This window comes from Flavobacterium sp. 1355 (assembly GCF_017833415.1).
Classification (GTDB): Bacteria; Bacteroidota; Bacteroidia; order Flavobacteriales; family Flavobacteriaceae; genus Flavobacterium.
Genome location: NZ_JAFICC010000012.1, coordinates 74,969 through 94,533, shown reverse-complemented (window position 1 = coordinate 94,533; position 19,565 = coordinate 74,969). Strand labels below are relative to the sequence as shown.

Here is a 19,565-nt window from a genome sequence, read left to right as displayed (position 1 = left end):
CCTTTATTGGGAGGTTTTTTTTATTTAATTATTAAAGTGAAAGAAAAATACTACATTTGTTTAATAAATAAATGAGTTAAAAAAATGAAAAAAGTTATTTTATCAGCAATTGCATTTATCGTATTTGTATTTGTAAATGCACAGGAAGTTAAATTCGGAATAAAAGGTGGTTTAAACTTGTCAAATTGGGCTGGAGATACCAGGGGTATGAATTTAAAACCAATCGTTGGAATGAATGCCGGAGTTCTGGTTCAAATCAAATTATCTGAACAATTAGATATTCAGCCTGAGCTTTTATATTCTACTCAGGGTACAAAAATGAAAAATGTTGGAGCCTCTATATCTGATACATATTATACAGGAGATATCAAATGGAATCTTTCTTATCTAAATGTACCTGTTCTCTTAAAATATTCTGGGGATGGTAAATCTTTTATTGAAGCAGGACCCCAGGTTGGGTTCTTAACATCGGCAAAAGCATCAACCAAATTAACTCAATATAGTCAAACCGTAGAACGGGATGTTAAGGAAGCATTTGAGTCTATCGATTTTGGTTTTGTTGTTGGTGCAGGTCTTAATATTACTCCAAATTTATTAGTAGACCTTCGTTACAATATTGGTTTATCAAATATTGCAAAAACGGAATCTGGTGATAATACGAAAATCCGAAGTAGTATTTTCGCTTTAACGGCTGGATATAGATTCTAATTCTTTTTTAAGTATTCTAAAACCTTCCCTAATCCGGAAGGTTTTTTTATGTTCAAAAATGATTTACTTTGTGATTATGAATTGGACCACATACATAAAAGATTATCAATCGTATTTAAGGATTGAAAGAGGCTTATCTAAAAATACTATAGAGAACTATGGTTTTGATATTGAACGGTTATGTCTTTTTTTAGAAACCAACCGAATAGAAGTTTCTCCGTTAAAAATTACAGACGAAACGATTCAGCAATTTATTTATTCGGTTTCAAAAGAAGTAAACCCGCGGTCTCAGGCACGTATAATTTCTGGACTCAAAAGCTTTTTTAATTATCTGGTTTTTGAAGATTACCGAAATGATAATCCTTTGGAGCTAATTGAATCTCCCAAAACAGGCCGTAAATTACCCGATACGTTATCTGTTGAAGAAATTGATGCATTAATTGCGGCAATAGATTTAAGCTCAAACGAAGGAGAGAGAAACCGCGCTATTCTGGAAACCTTGTACGGTTGCGGACTTCGTGTTTCAGAACTTGTTTCGCTAAAGATTTCTGATTTATATTTTGAAGAAGGTTTTGTCAAAATTACCGGAAAGGGTAACAAAGAGCGCTTTGTACCCATCGGCAAACTGACTGAAAAATATATTCGGATTTACCAGGATGCAATTAGAAATAAATTAAATATAAAAAAAGGCTCTGAAGATACTTTATTTTTAAACAGACGAGGCGGACAGCTTACGCGTTCTATGATTTTTGCAATCATAAAAGATCTTGCTGTAAAGATTGGTTTGAATAAAAATATCAGCCCGCATACGCTGCGGCATTCTTTTGCGACACATTTGCTTGAAAATGGTGCAGATTTAAGGTCAATACAGTTAATGCTGGGGCATGAATCGATAACAACTACTGAGATATATGTACATTTGGACAGACGTTTTTTAAAAGAAGTCATGCATTCCTTTCATCCGCGTAAATAGTTAAGTGCAATAATTTTAACAAATGCCCGTTTTTTTTGTTTAGATTTTAATACCTTGCTATTGGTCTTTATTTCAAAGAAATAAAAACACTTTACCTTTTTAACTTGAATATTTAAAGAATAATTCATTTAAATAAATAAGTAATATATGATTTTTGATTTATATGAAAATGAGGATTGCTTAGAAGTAAATAATTTTTACCGGAAATTATTTGCCGAAATGCCTGATTTACTTTTTCAGTTCATTATCGATAAAGACAATAAATATTCTTTTCCTCTTATCAGTAAATCAATAGATGATATTTTTGAGCTTACAATAAGCGAATTTACAAACGACATTATATTTATAATTTACGAAAGAATCTTTCCTCAGGATCGCGACATGTTTTTTCAGTCTTTAGTAAAAGCCCGAAAAGAAATAAAGCCATGGGAAATGGAGTTCAGGGCCGTTTTGCCAAAAAAGGGATTGCGATGGTTTAAAATTTCGGCCAAAACAGAATCAATACCTGATGGATGCGTTAGTTTTTGCGGACATGTTTCTGATATTACAGATTTAAAGGATAAGGAAGAAAAATTGAGAATTTCTGAAGAACGTTTTCAGTTTGCCCTTGATGCATCTACAGCAGGTATTTGGGATTGGGACATGGTTACAAATAATGTATTTTACTCTTCATTATCACTAAAGATTTTAGAATTAGACTCTACAGATATTTTTGATGATCCGGAACGGTGGGATAAAATTGTGCATCCCGACGATCTTCCAAAGTATTATTCTGATATACAGGAGCACTTTGACAATAAGATTCCGTATTATGAAAACTATCATCGTGTAATGACTTCGACTGGTAACTACAAATGGATTTTAGACAGGGGCAAGGTGATAAAACGTGATGAAAATGGGAAACCGCTTCGTGTTATAGGAACTCATACAGATGTTTCTTTGCAAAAAGAAAAAGAATTAGAACTCCTGAAAACGATGAAGCTGTACAGTGATCAGAACAGCCGATTGTTAAATTTTTCTCATATTGTTTCGCATAACCTAAATACACAGGCCGGTAATATAAAATCTATTTTAGACTTCATTGATGCCGATGTTGATAAGCAGACAATCAACGAAATGTTGCTGCATTTACGTACAGTGTCAAATGATCTAAATGAGACTATTTCTAATCTTACACAGATTGTAAAGACACAAAGTAATATAAATATTGCAGTTGCTCCGCTAAAATTGTATGAGTATATTGAGAAAACAATTTCAACAATAAAGCGATATGATAAGCAGACCAATGTTTCTATAATTAATAATGTTCCGAAATATTTAAAGATAAATTTTAATCCGGCATATCTTGAAAGTGTTTTGTTGAATTTTACAACAAATGCCATAAAATATGCCCATCCGGACAGAGATCCTGTAATTGTGTTTGATTTTGGGATAGAGCCAGAAGGTTATAAGTCATTAAAAATTACAGATAATGGTCTTGGGATTGATCTGGCTGTATATGGTGATTTATTATTCGGAATGTATAAAACATTTCATAAACACGAAGAAGCCCGCGGAATCGGTTTGTATATTACCAGAAACCAGATTGAGGCTATGAAAGGAAGTGTTTCTGTAGAAAGTGAGGTAGGAGCAGGAACTAGTTTTAAAATTGTATTTAATGATATGTAATGAGTTAATTAAGTATATAAAATAACAAAAGGCTATCATATGATAGCCTTTTGTTATTTTATAATTAGAAGATTTACTTCGCAATATTTACTGCTCTTGTTTCTCTGATTACTGTTACTTTAACCTGACCTGGATAAGTCATTTCAGTCTGGATTTTTTGTGAAATTTCAAAAGATAGAGTTGCTGCATTATCATCAGAAACTTTTTCGCTCTCTACAATAACACGAAGCTCTCTACCAGCCTGAATAGCATAGGCATTTTTTACACCGCTAAATCCGTAAGCAACTTCTTCAAGATCTTTTAGTCGTTGGATATAAGAGTCTAAAACCTGGCGTCTTGCACCTGGTCTTGCGCCTGAGATAGCATCACAAACCTGAACGATTGGAGATAATAATGATTTCATCTCGATCTCATCGTGGTGGGCTCCAATAGCATTACACACTTCTTCTTTTTCACCATATTTCTCTGCCCACTGCATACCTAACAAGGCGTGAGGTAAATCGCTTTCAGTATCAGGTACTTTACCAATATCGTGCAGTAATCCGGCTCTTTTTGCCAGTTTTACATTTAAGCCCAATTCGGCAGCCATGATACCACAAAGTTTAGAAACTTCTCTTGAGTGCTGCAATAAGTTTTGTCCGTAAGAAGAACGGTATTTCATTCTACCCACAACTTTAATTAATTCCGGATGTAATCCGTGAATTCCTAAGTCGATAACGGTACGTTTTCCAACTTCGATAATTTCATCATCAATTTGTTTAGCCGTTTTTGCAACAACTTCTTCAATTCTTGCCGGGTGAATACGTCCGTCAGTTACTAATTTATGCAATGATAAACGGGCAACTTCTCTACGAACAGGATCAAAACAAGAAAGGATAATTGCTTCGGGAGTATCATCAACAATAATTTCTACTCCGGTTGCTGCTTCTAAAGCCCTGATATTACGACCTTCACGGCCAATAATTCTGCCTTTTACGTCATCAGACTCAATGTTAAAGACAGAAACGCAATTTTCAACTGCTTCCTCTGTTCCAACTCTCTGAATTGTATTGATGATAATTTTCTTAGCTTCTTGCTGAGCTGTAAGTTTTGCCTCTTCAATAGTATCCTGAATATGGGACATTGCTTTGGTTTTTGCTTCAGCTTTTAAGCCTTCTACTAATTGTTCTTTTGCTTCTTCTGCAGAAAGCCCTGAGATTACTTCAAGTTGTTGTAATTGACTTTTGTGTAATTTGTCAACTTCAGCCTGTTTTTTATCCAGAATTTCAATTTTACTATTATATTCCTGAGTTTTAGCTTCAAAATCATCATTCACTTTTTTAGCTTTTGAAAGCTCATTTGATACTTGTGATTCTTTGTCTCTAACTCTTTTTTCTACTTCAGCTACTTTTTTGTCCCTGGCTAAAATAACTTGTTCGTGCTCAGATTTCAATTCAATAAAACGCTCTTTTGCCTGAAGGATTTTATCTTTTTTTATGTTTTCTGCCTCCAGATTAGCATCTTTTAAAATAGAAGCTGCTTCTTTTTTTGCGTTTTTGATTAAATTAGAAATATTGCTTTTTTCGATAATTTTAGCTATTCCAAAACCTGCTGCAATACCTATAATACCTGAAATAATGATCGTTATTATGTCCATGTTTGTTAAAATTTATATATAAAAAAAGCCTACATTAATTGCTTGAATAAACTCGTAAAGACAAGTTTTGAGCTAACTCACTGTTCAAGTTTCCTCGCAATAAAGCGTGGCATACTATAGTAGCGACGATTTGCTCATTCTAATTTGTTAGTGTTGAGTTTACCAATTGTGAACTAATGTAGGCAGTATCTTAGTTTCTGTAAAGAACGTTTAATTTTCGAGATATTGATCTAAAAGCAAATTTAATCTTTTAATTCTTTCGATGGTTTCGTGTCCATCAACATTGTAATCAATTTGTTTTTGTTCTGCTTGCGAAGCAAATTGTAAGGCGCACATGGCCAGTACATCCTGTTTGTCACGAACTGCGTAACTTTCTTCGAATTGCTTGATCATAGCATCAATTTTTTTAGAAGCACTCCTAAGGCCTTCTTCCTGAGATGGTTCTACCGTTAACGGGTAAACCCTGTCTGCAATTGATATTTTAATTCTAAGCTTTTCGTCCATGTTTTCTAGTCTGATAATTGTGCTATACAGTAATCAATTTCGCGAATTAATGAATTTATTTTAAGCTTTGTCTCTCTCTTATTGTTGTCGCTGCCGAGCAACGAATTGGCTATTTTAAGTGTTTCATATTGCTTTCTCAAAGCTTCAATTTCCTCAGATTGTTTCTGGATGATTTGCGCAGCTTTGGTTAATTGTAGTTTTAGTTCCTGATTGTTTTTCTCCAGCCCTTTTGATTTTTCAAAAAGCTTTTCGACTTTATATTCAAGAGTATCAATTATTTCGGCAATTACACTCATTATAAATCCTATTCATTACTTAATCATACAAAGTTAGTATTCCTTTTTATTAATGCAATTTTTTCTCGATTTTTTTGCATTAAAAATAGATAAATAAATGAAATTCAATTAATTGAATTTTTGTATGTTTTTTCTTGCTTTTAATAGCTTATTTTTCTTTATCTTAGCAAAAATGTTGTTTATGAGAATTTCACTACTAGCTCTTTTTTTTTGTAATTTTATTTCTGCCCAGACCCAGTATCCCAAAGATTATTTCCGCCCTCCGTTAGATATTCCGATGCAGCTTTCGGGAAATTTTGGTGAGTTGCGTCCTAATCATTTTCATGCTGGTTTTGATTTAAAAACAAATCAAAGGGAAGGGTTAAATGTCTATGCTATCGCTGATGGATATGTGTCCAGAATAAAAATCTCCACATTTGGTAACGGGAAGTGTTTATATATCACACATCCCAATGGTTATACTTCTGTATATGGGCATTTACAAACTACAATTGGTCCCATTCAGGAATATGTTGAGAAAACACATTATGCAGAAAAATCTTTTGAGATAGAAGTATTTTTGAAACCAGATGAGCTGCCGGTCACAAAAGGACAATTAATTGCACTTTCAGGAAATACAGGGTCTTCAGAGGGTCCGCATTTGCATTTTGAAATTAGAGATTCAAAAACAGAATTTGTTATTAACCCTATGTTTTTTGGTTATGATCAAAATATAAATGATAGTAAAAAGCCAACAATTTCAAGTGTGTATGTTTATCCTGTGGGAGAAAATACAGTTGTTAATCAATCAAAACAGCCTTTATTATTAAATCTTTCACTTCAAAAAGATGGTACTTATCTCGCGGAAAAAATTAAAGCAAATGGTAAAATTGGTTTTGGGATCAATGCTGTAGATTTTGATGATGTCTCAAATAACCGAAATGGAGTTTTTAATGTTACCGGTTTTTTAAACGGAGATCCAAAATATAATTATCAGTTTAATACCTATTCATTTGATGAAATGCGTTATATAAATGCATTTATAGATTATCCGAGATATAAGAAAACCGGACAACGTGTCCAGAAGCTGTTTATGAAAACTCCGTTTGCTTTGAGTATCATAAAAACAGATTCGCTTCACGGAGTTATACCTGTCGAGCCCAATTTAGCATCGACTTACAGAATTGAAGTTTCTGATTATTTTGGAAATCTTAATTCTGTTACTGTTCCCATTGAGTATGATTCAGAAACTCCGATTGTAAATGCAGAACCGATAACTTCAAAATATTTTATTCATGCAAATAAAGATTCGAACTTCGAAAAAGATAATATGTCGGTTTTTTTTCCGGCGGGAACTTTTTATGATGATTTCAACTTAAATTTTGATGTAAAAAATAATATGATTTATATTCATGATGATGTCATTCCTGTTCACTCAAATTTTACGATTACAATAAAAGACAGTATTTATCCTGAGAATTTAAGGGATAAGTTATTTATTGGAAGAATTAGCGGAAACAGTAAAAGTTATAATGCAACAACAAGAAACGGAGATGTTTTTACTGCAAAATCAAAGACATTGGGACAATTCGGGTTGGTGTTGGATACTATTGCACCAGTTATAAAAATCACAAAAGCAATTCAGGACAAATGGATTACTGATACAAAAGCAATTCAGTTTACAATAGGAGACAGCTTGTCCGGAATTAAATCGTATAATGGATATATAAACGGAGACTGGGTATTATTTGAGTACGATAATAAAACAAGAAAAATTACGCACAAGTTTGAAGACGCAAGGCTTGCAGAAGGTGCAAATGATTTAAAAATTGAAGTAATTGATAATGTGGGTAATTCTGCTATCTTTGAAACTCATTTTTTTAGAAGTCAACAAAAATAAAATCAAAACGTTTGAATTGTAGCAAGTTAATATTCGTTTTCCTTTTTTTCTGCATAGGCTGTATTTCGTTTGCTCAAAATGCTCATGTCAAAGGAATTATTTTAGATAGTGAAAACAGACCTGTTTCTGACGTGAATATTTCTTCGTCAGGAAAAGTTGCGCAGACTAATTCAGATGGTTTTTTTGAAATTGATGTTCCGTCCAACAAAAAAGTATCTTTGATCTTTACTCATATTTCGTTAAAAATGATTAGTCTTACTGTGAATTTAAAACCAAATGAAACGTTTGTTTTTAATCCGGTTATGAATAATACTGCAGAACAGATGGGAGAAGTTTTTGTTTCTTCTACTAATAAAAAACGCGTTCAGGGAATTGTCACAATCGACGCGGCAACAATCAGGAAAATTCCCGGAGCAAATGCCGGAATCGAAAATATTCTGAAAACTTTGCCAGGAGTAAACTCAAACAACGAACTGAGTACCCAATATGCGGTTCGCGGTGGAAATTATGATGAGAATTTGGTTTATGTAAATGAAATTGAAGTATATCGTCCTTTTCTAATTCGTTCGGGCCAGCAGGAAGGATTAAGTTTTACAAATACAGGTTTAGTTCAGAATGTTGATTTTTCTGCCGGAGGGTTTCAGGCAAAATTTGGAGATAAATTATCTTCAGTTTTAGATATTACGTATAGAAAACCAACTGAATTTGGTGCTTCTCTCGAAGCAAGTTTGTTGGGCGGAAGTGTTTCTGTTGATGCTGTTTCTAAAAATAAGAAATGGTCTGCTGTTACCGGTGTTCGTTATCGAAACAACAGCCTTCTTGTAAATAGTCAGGATACTCAAACCAATTATACGCCAACTTTTGTTGATGTTCAGACGAATTTGAATTATGATATTTCTGAGAAATGGCAGATGAGTTTCTTAGGAAATATTTCGCAGAATAAATATTTATACCAGCCTCTTACCCGTGAGACCAAATTCGGAACAATAGATCAGCCAATGGCGCTGGCAGTTTATTACGAGGGAAGGGAAAAAGATCAGTATGATACTTATTTTTGGGCTTTAAAAACTACTTATAAAGTCTCCCCAAGTTTTACCTTAAAAGTTATTGGGTCTTTATTCCATACAAAAGAAAAAGAACATTTTGATATTTTGGCACAATATCGTTTAGGAAATGTAAATTCTGACGGGACAACTGATGTTGATGATGTTGATTTTTCACGAGGAATTGGTTCTCAACTCAATCATGCCAGAAATGATCTCGATGCATTAATTGCAAATGCTGAAATCAAAGGTTTTAAAGAATGGAGAAACAGCCAGTTAGAATTTGGAATTAAATATACCAGAGAATCAATTCGCGACAGAGTAGTGGAGTGGGAAGTAATTGATTCTGCAGGATTTTCTATAAATCCGCCCATTATAATTTTGCCCCAAAACAATCAGCCAAACGAGCCTTATACCGGGCCATTATTGCCTTATCAGGATGTTCGTGCAATTAATTTTAATACAATAAACAGATTTTCGGGATATGCCCAGTGGAATCAAAAGGCAGAAATTGGTACTACACAGATTTGGTATAATTTCGGAGCCCGTTTTCAGAGCTGGAACGTTACCGGAGCTTTAGAAGAAGGAAAAAATCAGATTGTTTTTAGTCCGAGGGCGCAGTTTGCCTTAAAACCCGATTGGGATACGGATATGGTTTTCAGGCTTTCAGGAGGATTGTATCATCAGCCGCCTTTTTACCGGGAACTTCGCGACCTAAACGGAGTAGTTGATCCAAATGTAAAGGCTCAGGAATCTGTACACATTGTTTTGAGTAATGATTATAGTTTTAAAATATGGAATCGTCCCTTTAAATGGGTAACAGAGATTTATTATAAGTCGCTTTCGGATGTTAATGTATATTCAATAGATAATGTTCGTATTCGTTATGTTGCCAATAATAATGCAAAAGCATATGCGCAGGGACTTGATTTTAGACTGAATGGCGAATTTGTTCCCGGAACCGAATCCTGGATTAGTTTTGGGTATCTGAAAACAGAAGAAAATTATGAAGGTAAAGGATATATTGCCAGACCAACCGACCAGCGTTTGAAATTTGCGATGCTGTTTCAGGATTACATGCCTAATATTCCAAGTGTAAAATTATATCTGAATTTAGTTTACAATACCGGTTTGCCGGGCGGAGCCCCGTCTTATTCTGATCCTTATTTGTATCAAAACAGACTAAATGATTATCGAAGAGCAGATATTGGTTTTGCTAAAGTTTTTGTGGACAGCAGTACTAAAATTGCGAAAACCAACTGGTTGAAGAATTTTAAGGAATTGTCTGTAGGAGTTGAGATTTTTAATATCTTCAATAATCAGAATGCGATAACCAATACATGGGTACGCGATGTATATTCTAAAAATCAATATGCGATTCCGAATTATATGACTTCGAGGGTTTTTAACGTTAAGTTAAATGCGAGGTTATAAGTGATAAGTTGTACTTTTTTGTAAGATTAAATCCAAACAAATAAATGGATAATTCTAAATTTTATAAGTTTTTAAAAGAAGAAACCGGAAAAAATTTTGATGATGAATCGCCCAACTATTATATTGAAAAAGATTTGAATATCTATGGAGATGAAGCCGAAGATTTTTTAATGAAATTTTCAAATGAGTTCAAAGTTGATATAACTTCTTTTAATTTTGGAGAACACTTTAATCCTGAAGCAGATAAAATATATCTTTGGTTTTATAATTTATTTTATAAAAAAAATAAAAAAGATTTGACAATAGAAGATTTAAAGAAAGCCATAATTAAAACAAAGCTTGAATGATATAATTTAATTTATGCAATTTTATATTTGGTAACTCAATAAAAAATAAATACAATCAAAAATACTATATTTGATATTCCAATATAATAAGTATACATGAAAAATTATCTAAAATATATAAGCTTAGTAATTATCGGGTCTTTAGTAAGTTGCAAAGACGAAGCTCCAACGCCAAAAGTAATTTATGATGCTTCAAATAAAGCAAGTGTAGTAAATAAAACAGATTCAACGCAAATAGAAGTTGCTGATTTGCCAATTCAGATGGAAGGAACGAATTATTTGATACATCCGGTTGGAGATTTAAGAGTATTTGAAAGAGGAACAAAAGCACGTTACGGATCTTCTAGTGTAAACGATGTGAGTTTTACTATTTCAAATTTAGGCGAATATGAAATTACAGGCTATTTGCAAAACCTGAAATTTCAAAAAACAGATTCAGATTCCATTAGACCTTTGACAGATAAGCCGCTTCTGATCTTAACTGCTACTTATTTGAAAACGGTTGCCGACAGAACTCAAAATCAAATTATGGTTTATACGCTGGCAGATTCTGATACCAATAAGGACAGTAAAATCGATGCAGGAGATATTAAAACTTTGTATTTGAGTAATATTAGCGGAGAAAATTTTACTAAGATTTCAGAAGATTTTCAGGAATTGGTTGACTGGAGTTTAATTGATTCTAAAAATCGTTTGTATTTCAGAACAATCGAAGATACCAACCAAAATGGACAGTTTGACAAAAATGATGTTTTGCATTATAACTATATAGACTTAGCTTCAAAAAAATGGGAAGTTAAAAGTTATAAACCTATCTGAGGTTCTAAGGTGCTGAGATACTAAGATTCTAAGGTTTCAATCTTATAAAAGAAAGACCGTTAAAAATTACATCTATAATTTTTAACGGTCTTTCTTTTATCGTAAAATTGAAGAATAAGTCTTATAATCTAATCTGTATGTAACTTAAAAAACCTCAGAATCTTAGTGTCTTAGAACCTTAGCAACTTTTAAAAAAAATCTCTAAATCAAAATATCACTCTCGAGATCTGATTTTTCGATTTCAAAACCAAATCCTAATCGTTCCACCAATTCAATCACGAGTTTTTTATACCAGTTTTCAGATTTTGGATGAATATAAATTCGTTCAATTAGCTGATTAATGTCAACATTAATTTTCAATCCGTCGTTCAGTTTGATCTTACTTTTTGAAGTATCAGTGATAATACGAACTTCACGCTCGTATTGAAAACTTTTTCGTTTAAACAAAAACGGGAAAAACAAATCATCAAACGGAATGTATTCTTTTTTGTAGTCGATATAATTTACTTCACCAATATACTGATCAAAATTATTCTCCGGATTTACTGCTTTCTGTAATCTTCCAATGGTCGACTGTATTGCTAATCCTTCACTGTTTTGAGTAAAAATCTGCCACATGGCATACGATTCATATTCGTTAATATGCCAGCTGCTTATAGCAACTTTTTCGCGATGTGTTTTGTAATAATTTAAAAAGTCAGGATTATCGACAGCCAGTTTTCTAATCTCTTCAAAAGTAGGTTCACTAAAAGTGCCTTCGTACTGATCTTCGAATTTGTCTGAACGGGACATAAATAACTTTTTGGATAATAATAAATCTAAAAATTTAGATAAATCCAGGTATTTCCAAACAATTGTATCCGGATCTTCAGGTAATTTTATGTTTGGATTGTTGAGATACATTCTAATAAAGGATTTTTGTGTTAGTTGTATCTAAGTTAAAAAAATAACACAGATTAAAGAAATTAAGATGAGTTTTAATAATTCTTTAATCTGTGTTTTATAATATTTTTTTTTTTGAATCTTATGACTCAAAAGACTGCATCGTTACCAGTTTATTGTAAGTGCCATTATGAGCAATTAATTCGTCATGGGTTCCTTGTTCTACGATTCTTCCTTTTTGCATAACTACAATTATATCTGCTTTTTGAATTGTCGAAAGACGGTGTGCAATTACAATCGATGTTCTGTTTTGCATCATGTTTTCCAGGGCAACCTGAACAAATTTTTCGCTTTCGGTATCCAATGCAGAAGTTGCTTCGTCCAGAATCATAATAGGAGGATTTTTTAATACGGCACGTGCAATAGATAAACGTTGTTTTTGTCCTCCTGAAAGCTTGTTTCCGCTGTCCCCGATGTTGGTGTAAATTCCTAACGGCAGATCTTTTACAAATTCGTAAGCATTAGCGATTTTTAGCGCTTCGATAATTTCATCATCTGTTGCATCTAATTTTCCTAAAGAAATATTTGCTTTTATAGTATCATTAAATAAAATACTGTCCTGAGTTACCAATCCCATCAAACTACGAAGTGATTGCAGATCCATATCCTTAATGTTAATTCCATCAATAGAAATAGTTCCGTCATTCACATCATAAAAACGAGTTAGTAAATTGGCAATAGTACTTTTTCCGCTGCCAGATTGACCAACAAGTGCTACTGTTTGTCCTTTTTTAATGTTAAGAGAAAAGTCTTTTAAAACCGTTTCTTCCTGATATTTAAAGTTGATGTTTTTAACCTCAATAGTGTTGTCAAAACTTGTTTTTTGAATAGCATCAGGTTTAGAATCTATAGTGTTCTCCTGATCTAAAATCTCCAATACACGTTCTGCTGCGGCATTTCCTCTTTTTACTCCATAAGAAGCCTTAGAAATTGCTTTTGCAGGTGTAAGGATGTTATAGGCCAGACCCATGTAAGCGATAAAAGCTGCACTATCAAGCGTTTTATCAATCAAGACCATTTGACCACCATACCATAGCAAAATTGCAATTACGGCAATTCCCATAAATTCACTCGCAGGAGATGCCAGATTTTGACGATTACCTATAGTGTTTGATAATTCAAAGAAACGTTCTGTTGAGCCCTTAAAAACAGTATTGAAATAGTTTTCTGCATTATATCCTTTTACCACTTTTAGTCCTCCGATTGTTTCCTCTATAGTTGATAAAAAAGTACCTTGTTCCTGTTGTGCCTTAGAAGATTGTTTTTTAAGCTGTTTACCGATTAATGAAATAATATAGCCGGAAACAGGAATGAAAATAAAGACAAACAGAGTTAGTTTTGCACTGATGATTACCATCATAATTATAGTAAAAATAATGGTCAGAGGCTCTTTTACAATAAGCTCCAGTATGGCCAGAAAGGAGTTTTGAACTTCATTTACATCAGCAGAAATTCTCGAAATTACATCTCCTTTTCTTTTTTCAGAATAAAAAGCCAATGGCAGTTCCAGTGTTTTTTTGTACATCGCATTTCGCATGTCTCTTAATACGCCATTTCTTAAGAAAGTAATAAAAAACATAGCAAAATAATCGGCAAGGTTTTTTAATAAAAAGATTGAAATGATAATGGCAACCATTATCGATAAAACGTAACCCGATTCATGAGTACCTTTTGTGGTGGTGATATAGTAGTTTAAATAATCTTCACCATATTCTTTAATTTTTATAATTCCCTGAAATACTGGTTTTACTGTAATTTGCTTGTTTTTATCAAATAAAACCTGAAGCATTGGTATTAATGCAACAAAGGAAAGTGTACTAAAAAGAGCGTATAAAATATTAAAGAAAATATTTAAAAACGCGTATTTTTTATACGGATATATAAAAGGAACTATTTTTTTGAAATTACTCATTGAGGTTGTTATTTACCATTAAAACCCGACAGTTAAAAAACTGCCGGGTTTTTAAAAATATATTTGTATTCTGTTATTTCAATTGCATTGCTGCAATGATGTTTTGTATTTTTTCGTCTAAGTAACTTTCTGCTGCGTCAAAGTCTAAAACTGATTCTAATTCTGCGTTTACACTAATGTAAAACTTAATTTTTGGTTCAGTTCCGCTTGGTCTTGCACAAATTTTAGATCCGTCTTCGGTATAATAAATCAATACATTTGATTTCGGCATATCCATCGTAGATTCTTCACCTGTCAATAAATTCAAGGCAATAGATGATTGATAGTCCTCCACCATAATTACTCTTTGTCCATTGATTTCTTTCAAAGGATTCTGACGTAAATTAATCATCATCTGATTGATTTCTTCCAGGCCTTCCATTCCTTTTTTGGTCAACGAAACCAATTGTTCTTTATAAAAACCATGTTCAACATAAAGTTGTAAAAGTTCTTTATAAACCGTACTTCCGGCTGCTTTTGCCTGAGCAGCAACTTCGCAAATCAATAAAGTAGCAGCAACTGCATCTTTGTCTCTAACAGCATCGCCAACCATAAATCCAAAGCTTTCTTCCCCGCCTCCAATAAACTGAAGTTCCGGAAAATCCTTGATCATTTTGGCAATCCATTTAAAACCGGTTAAACCAACCTTGCATTCTACACCATAACTTGTGGCCAGCTCCATAATCATTGGTGTTGATACAATTGTAGAACCAACGAATTGTTTTCCGTTTATTTTTCCGGCCTTTTTCCATTGTTTTAACAAAAATGATGTCATTAAAACCATAGTCTGGTTTCCGTTAAGCAAAATCATTTTGCCATCGTTGTTTCTAACGGCAACACCCAAACGGTCGCAGTCAGGATCTGTTCCGACAACAATATCAGAATTTGTTTTGTCTGCCAGGGCCAAAGCCATTGTAAGCGCTTCCGGTTCTTCAGGATTCGGAGATTTTACAGTAGGAAAATTTCCGTCCGGAATTGCCTGTTCAGGAACAATGTGCACATTGGTATAACCCGCTTGTGATAAGGTATCAGGAATAGATTTTATTGAAGTTCCGTGCAAAGAAGTAAAAACTATCTGTAAATTTTCCTTTGCCTCGGCAGGAGTATTAAAACTCGCGTTTTCAATAGATGACTTAATAAAAGCCTTGTCAATTTCAACATCAATATACTGAATCAGTTTCTCGTTTGCCTGAAACTTGATTTTATCATAACTTAAGTCTTCGATAACTTTGATGATTTCTGCATCCTGAGGCGGAACAATTTGTCCTCCGTCTTCCCAGTATACTTTGTAACCATTATATTCAGGTGGATTATGAGAAGCTGTAAGAACAATTCCGCATTGACAGCCCAAATATTTAAGGGCAAAAGATAATTCAGGAGTTGGTCTTAAATCAGAAAACAAATAAACCTGAATTCCATTTGCAGAAAAAACATCTGCAACAACCTTAGCAAGTGTATTGCTGTTATGACGGCAATCATACGCGATAACCACTTTTAATGGCTGGTTTGGAAAAACCTGATGCAAATAATCTGAAAGACCCTGCGTGTTTTTTCCAAGCGTATATTTATTAATTCTGTTGTTTCCAATTCCCATTACACCGCGCATTCCCCCAGTTCCAAATTCCAGGTTTTTATAAAAACTTTCCTCAAGTTCTTTCGGCGATGTTGTCATTAATTCCTTAACGGCCGCTTGTGTTTCATTATCAAATGTTGGCGTGAGCCATTCGTTTACAGCATTTAAAATATTAGGTGCTATATTCATGTAAATGTCTTTTTAAAGTTTAAACTAAAGATAAGTTTTTTTCAGGAACTAATCCTGTTAAAAATTAACCTCTCGGGCTACTTTATAACGTTCCTCGTTGTTTTTGGTTCTCAAAATAATTTCGCCCAGAAATCCGGCCAGGAATAATTGAGTTCCTAAAATCATTGTGGTCAATGCAATAAAAAACCACGGATTATTGGTAACTAAAGTATATTTCAAACCTGTATACATATGGTACAATTTTGAAATTCCGATATAAGCTGCAGAGCAAAAACCAATAATAAACATAATAGAACCCATTGCACCAAATAAGTGCATAGGTCTTTTTCCAAATCTTGATAAAAACCAAATCGTAATCAAATCAAGGAAACCGTTTATAAAACGTTCCATGCCAAATTTGGTTTCACCGTATTTACGTGCCTGATGTATAACTACTTTTTCACCAATTTTATTAAAACCGGCATTTTTTGCCAAAACCGGTATATAACGGTGCATTTCGCCCGAAACCTCGATGTTTTTTACAACTGTATTTTTGTATGCTTTTAATCCGCAGTTAAAATCATTCAATTCTACTCCCGAAGTTTTTCTTGCCGCCCAGTTAAATAATTTTGAAGGAAGATTTTTTGCAACAACAGAATCGTAACGTTTCTTTTTCCAACCCGAAACCAAATCATATTTCTGAGCCGTGATCATTTCATATAAGCCCGGAATTTCATCAGGGCTGTCCTGCAAATCAGCATCCATGGTAATAATTACATCACCTTTGGCTTTTGCAAAACCAGCATGTAAAGCCTGGGATTTTCCGAAATTCTTCATGAACCGAATCCCTTTTACATTTGCATTTTCATTAGAAAACCCTTCAATAATATTCCATGAATTATCTGTACTGCCATCATCCACAAAAATGATTTCATAAGAATAATTGTTAGATTGCATCACTCTGATAATCCATGAATAGAGTTCTTGCAGTGATTCCTCCTCGTTAAGAAGCGGTATAAGTATAGATAAGTTCATTTATATTTTATTATAGACTATAAGGTTTTTCATTCTTCACTATTGCGCCGACAATTAATGAATATATTAAGCCAATGAATGCATACATAACAAGTGTTACAGGGAAAACAATTAGTGGATTCATGAATTTTTTAACCATGCTAAGTCCCATTTCAAGTTCTTTTTCAGTCACGTTAGGATTTTGCTTAAGCATTCCGATCTTAGAAATTTCAAGCATTTCATTTATAAATTCAGGGAATATATAATTAAAGATGACATTAAAGATACCATATACTAAACCTGCAATGACCGCAATAGAAACTCCGATCTTTAAACATTCAGAAAAAGATATAAAACCATTATTAACGTTTTTCTTATAATTAGTACAGCCTAAAAATATAAACAGGATAGGTAAAACCAGATAATTTGCCAGATTTACAATTATTCCGGCACTGGTATTAACCAATGATTTCATGCCAATTACATACATAATGACAAATTCTAAAACCATTATAGTTCCAAACAAAACACCAAACATTATTCCCGATTTAGCAGGAGAAGTATTTTTATCCATATGATTACAATTTTTTAATCCACAAATATAGCAATTCCGAATATAAACAGCGGTAAAAAAAGCTTTTTGAATTTAACTAAAAAAAAGTGAGCTAAAGATTTGTTTATTAAAAAAGAATTGTAAATTTGCACACTCAAAAATAATTAAATTTTTAAACAAAAAGAGTATTATTTGTTTACACCTTTTTCTAACCATGAAAAAGCTTCAAAATAAAAATGCTCCAAACAATAAATAAAAGAAAAGATGAAAAAAGGAATTCACCCAGAAAATTACAGACTAGTTGCATTTAAAGACATGTCAAATGACGATGTTTTTATCACTAAATCTACTGCAGATACAAAAGAAACAATTGAAGTTGACGGAGTTGAGTATCCAGTTGTAAAAATGGAGATTTCCAGAACATCTCACCCTTTTTATACTGGTAAATCTAAACTTATCGATACTGCAGGACGTATTGATAAATTTAAAAACAAATACGCAAAACACGCTAAAAAATAATAGCTGTTTTTCTTTAATATCAAAGCCTTCCAATTTGGGAGGCTTTTTTTATGCACTAATTTTAAATTAGAAGACAAAATAAATAAATTTTGTTTACTGAAACAGAACAGAAAATGCTGTATTTTCTTTCGTAAGAAAAAAACATCTTTAATGATTCAAATAAAATATTTGTAACTTTGAGCCAGGTAACCAACTCAAAAATTTTAACAAATATTAATTAATTTATGAATTACATTCTATTTGACGGTCCCGTCCGGAATGCTTTACTCCCTTTTACTTTTACCAGACCTGTAGCTGATATTTTAATCGGAATTATGACGATTCGTCAGAAATGGGAAACGCGTTTAGGATCTACTATTACGACCATCACAGAAGATTATTTGTCAGATAAATTTCCGATGGTAGAATTAGAAGAGAACGTAATGATCAATGCAGCTTATTTGCCAAATGATAAACTTGCAGAGATGATTTCTGATTTGAAAGTAAATCAGGCAATTTTTAAAGGTGAAGATGTAATTGCTTTTTTTGCATCTGAAAATCAGGAAGAAGTTGATTTTGATTCTTATGAAATTATTCAATATAATGATGATTGTCTGACGGTTGAACATACTTGGGATATTTTTTCAAAAAATGATGCTGCAATTCGTGAGGATTTCAAATACCTGACAGAAGATAGAAAATCACAGCCAATCCCAAAAAGTGTTAATGTTATTGCGCCGGAAAATATATTTATTGAAGAAGGGGCAAAATTAGAGTTCGTAACTTTAAATGCATCCAATGGGCCTATATATATAGGTAAGAATTCTGAAATTATGGAAGGCACGGTTATTCGTGGACCTTTTGCCTTATGTGAAAATGCCCAGGTAAAGTTAAACGCCAAAGTGTATGGTGCAACAACTGTTGGCCCGGGATCCAGAATAGGAGGAGAAGTGAAAAATTCTGTTCTTTTTGCGAATTCAAATAAAGGTCATGACGGATTTTTAGGCGATTCTGTTTTAGGTGAATGGTGTAATATTGGAGCAGACAGCAACAATTCGAACCTTAAAAATAATTACGAAGAAGTAAAATTGTGGAGCTACGAAACAGAAGGATTTGCCAAAACCGGACTTCAGTTTTGTGGTTTAATGATGGGAGATCACAGCAAATGTGGAATTAATACCATGTTTAATACCGGAACTGTAGTGGGAGTAAGCGCCAATATTTTCGGAAGCGGTTTTCCACGCAATTTTGTTCCTAGTTTTTCATGGGGAGGCGCAGCAGGCTTTACAACTTATGTGACCAAAAAAGCTTTTGAAACAGCAAAACTGGTAATGAGCCGCAGAAATATTGAGTTTGATGAAACTGAGGCTGCAATCCTTGAACATATTTTTGAAGAAACAAAAAAATGGAGAAAAGACTGATTTAATAGAAAATTAGTCAATATGACAATTAGACAATGTTTTAAGAACCGATATTTGCAATTTGCAATATCGGTTTTTTTATGTTTGGACTTTAGGTTTGGTTATGGAAACTATCTAATTATCTAATTGACAAATTGC

At 33.2% G+C, this 19,565-nt stretch carries 17 protein-coding genes; 9 read left to right on the top strand and 8 right to left on the bottom strand.

Features of this window, described 5'->3' with window-relative positions; translation table 11 throughout:
* The first annotated feature begins 84 nt into the window (after positions 1 to 84).
* The 3 genes from JOD96_RS16280 to JOD96_RS16270 all read left to right on the top strand — a co-directional run bounded on the left by JOD96_RS16280 (position 85) and on the right by JOD96_RS16270 (position 3,349).
* Positions 85 to 708, top strand: a complete 624-nt coding sequence (locus JOD96_RS16280) for a porin family protein (RefSeq protein WP_209565287.1) — start codon at positions 85 to 87, stop codon at positions 706 to 708.
* Positions 709 to 784: 76 nt separating this feature from the next.
* Positions 785 to 1,681: a site-specific tyrosine recombinase XerD gene (xerD, locus tag JOD96_RS16275; RefSeq protein ID WP_209565286.1), complete on the top strand. Its 897-nt coding sequence runs from the start codon at positions 785 to 787 to the stop codon at positions 1,679 to 1,681.
* 147 nt (positions 1,682 to 1,828) lie between these two features.
* Entirely contained in the window at positions 1,829 to 3,349 is a 1,521-nt protein-coding gene (locus JOD96_RS16270) for a sensor histidine kinase (protein WP_209565285.1), read from the top strand.
* A 73-nt stretch (positions 3,350 to 3,422) separates the two neighbouring features.
* Here JOD96_RS16270 and rny read toward each other — a convergent pair whose 3' ends face one another.
* From rny to JOD96_RS16255, 3 genes are all read right to left on the bottom strand, one after another.
* Positions 3,423 to 4,985, bottom strand: coding sequence for a ribonuclease Y (gene rny / locus JOD96_RS16265; protein ID WP_209565284.1), 1,563 nt, complete (start codon positions 4,983 to 4,985; stop codon positions 3,423 to 3,425).
* 210 nt (positions 4,986 to 5,195) lie between these two features.
* Positions 5,196 to 5,489, bottom strand: coding sequence for a cell division protein ZapA (locus tag JOD96_RS16260; protein WP_209565283.1), 294 nt, complete (start codon positions 5,487 to 5,489; stop codon positions 5,196 to 5,198).
* Positions 5,490 to 5,494: 5 nt separating this feature from the next.
* Positions 5,495 to 5,785 carry a hypothetical protein gene (locus tag JOD96_RS16255; RefSeq protein ID WP_209565282.1) on the bottom strand — a complete coding sequence of 97 codons (291 nt, stop codon included), beginning with the start codon at positions 5,783 to 5,785 and terminating at the stop codon, positions 5,495 to 5,497.
* Between the two features lie 181 nt (positions 5,786 to 5,966).
* Between JOD96_RS16255 and JOD96_RS16250 the strand changes: the two genes are divergently transcribed.
* The 4 genes from JOD96_RS16250 (at position 5,967) to JOD96_RS16235 (ending at position 11,307) form a co-directional block, all read left to right on the top strand.
* Entirely contained in the window at positions 5,967 to 7,664 is a 1,698-nt protein-coding gene (locus JOD96_RS16250; protein WP_209565281.1) for a M23 family metallopeptidase, read from the top strand.
* An 11-nt stretch (positions 7,665 to 7,675) separates the two neighbouring features.
* A complete protein-coding gene (locus JOD96_RS16245) occupies positions 7,676 to 10,141 on the top strand; it encodes a carboxypeptidase-like regulatory domain-containing protein (protein ID WP_209565280.1) in 2,466 nt (821 codons plus the stop codon).
* 44 nt (positions 10,142 to 10,185) lie between these two features.
* Positions 10,186 to 10,488 (top strand): DUF1493 family protein, encoded by a 303-nt coding sequence (locus JOD96_RS16240; protein WP_209565279.1) that lies wholly within the window; start codon positions 10,186 to 10,188, stop codon positions 10,486 to 10,488.
* Positions 10,489 to 10,584: 96 nt separating this feature from the next.
* Positions 10,585 to 11,307 carry a hypothetical protein gene (locus JOD96_RS16235; protein ID WP_209565278.1) on the top strand — a complete coding sequence of 241 codons (723 nt, stop codon included), beginning with the start codon at positions 10,585 to 10,587 and terminating at the stop codon, positions 11,305 to 11,307.
* 201 nt (positions 11,308 to 11,508) lie between these two features.
* Here the strand turns inward: JOD96_RS16235 and JOD96_RS16230 are convergent, their stop codons facing one another.
* The 5 genes from JOD96_RS16230 to JOD96_RS16210 form a co-directional block, all read right to left on the bottom strand.
* Positions 11,509 to 12,210: a DUF2971 domain-containing protein gene (locus JOD96_RS16230; protein WP_209565277.1), complete on the bottom strand. Its 702-nt coding sequence runs from the start codon at positions 12,208 to 12,210 to the stop codon at positions 11,509 to 11,511.
* 121 nt (positions 12,211 to 12,331) lie between these two features.
* On the bottom strand, positions 12,332 to 14,161 hold the full coding sequence (locus tag JOD96_RS16225) for an ABC transporter ATP-binding protein (protein ID WP_209565276.1): 1,830 nt from the start codon (positions 14,159 to 14,161) through the stop codon (positions 12,332 to 12,334).
* Positions 14,162 to 14,234: 73 nt separating this feature from the next.
* Entirely contained in the window at positions 14,235 to 15,962 is a 1,728-nt protein-coding gene (locus JOD96_RS16220) for a phospho-sugar mutase (protein WP_209565275.1), read from the bottom strand.
* 57 nt (positions 15,963 to 16,019) lie between these two features.
* Positions 16,020 to 16,976 (bottom strand): glycosyltransferase family 2 protein, encoded by a 957-nt coding sequence (locus JOD96_RS16215; RefSeq protein WP_209565274.1) that lies wholly within the window; start codon positions 16,974 to 16,976, stop codon positions 16,020 to 16,022.
* A gap of 10 nt (positions 16,977 to 16,986) precedes the next feature.
* Positions 16,987 to 17,529: a DUF4199 domain-containing protein gene (locus JOD96_RS16210; RefSeq protein WP_209565273.1), complete on the bottom strand. Its 543-nt coding sequence runs from the start codon at positions 17,527 to 17,529 to the stop codon at positions 16,987 to 16,989.
* 243 nt (positions 17,530 to 17,772) lie between these two features.
* On the opposite strand from JOD96_RS16210, the gene JOD96_RS16205 reads away from it, so the two are divergent.
* Together JOD96_RS16205 and JOD96_RS16200 are read left to right on the top strand one after the other, a co-directional pair.
* A complete protein-coding gene (locus JOD96_RS16205) occupies positions 17,773 to 18,027 on the top strand; it encodes a type B 50S ribosomal protein L31 (protein ID WP_209565272.1) in 255 nt (84 codons plus the stop codon).
* Between the two features lie 224 nt (positions 18,028 to 18,251).
* The gene (locus JOD96_RS16200) at positions 18,252 to 19,427 is read left to right on the top strand and encodes a GlmU family protein (RefSeq protein ID WP_209565271.1); all 1,176 of its coding nucleotides are present in this window, start codon (positions 18,252 to 18,254) and stop codon (positions 19,425 to 19,427) included.
* Positions 19,428 to 19,565: the final 138 nt, after the last annotated feature.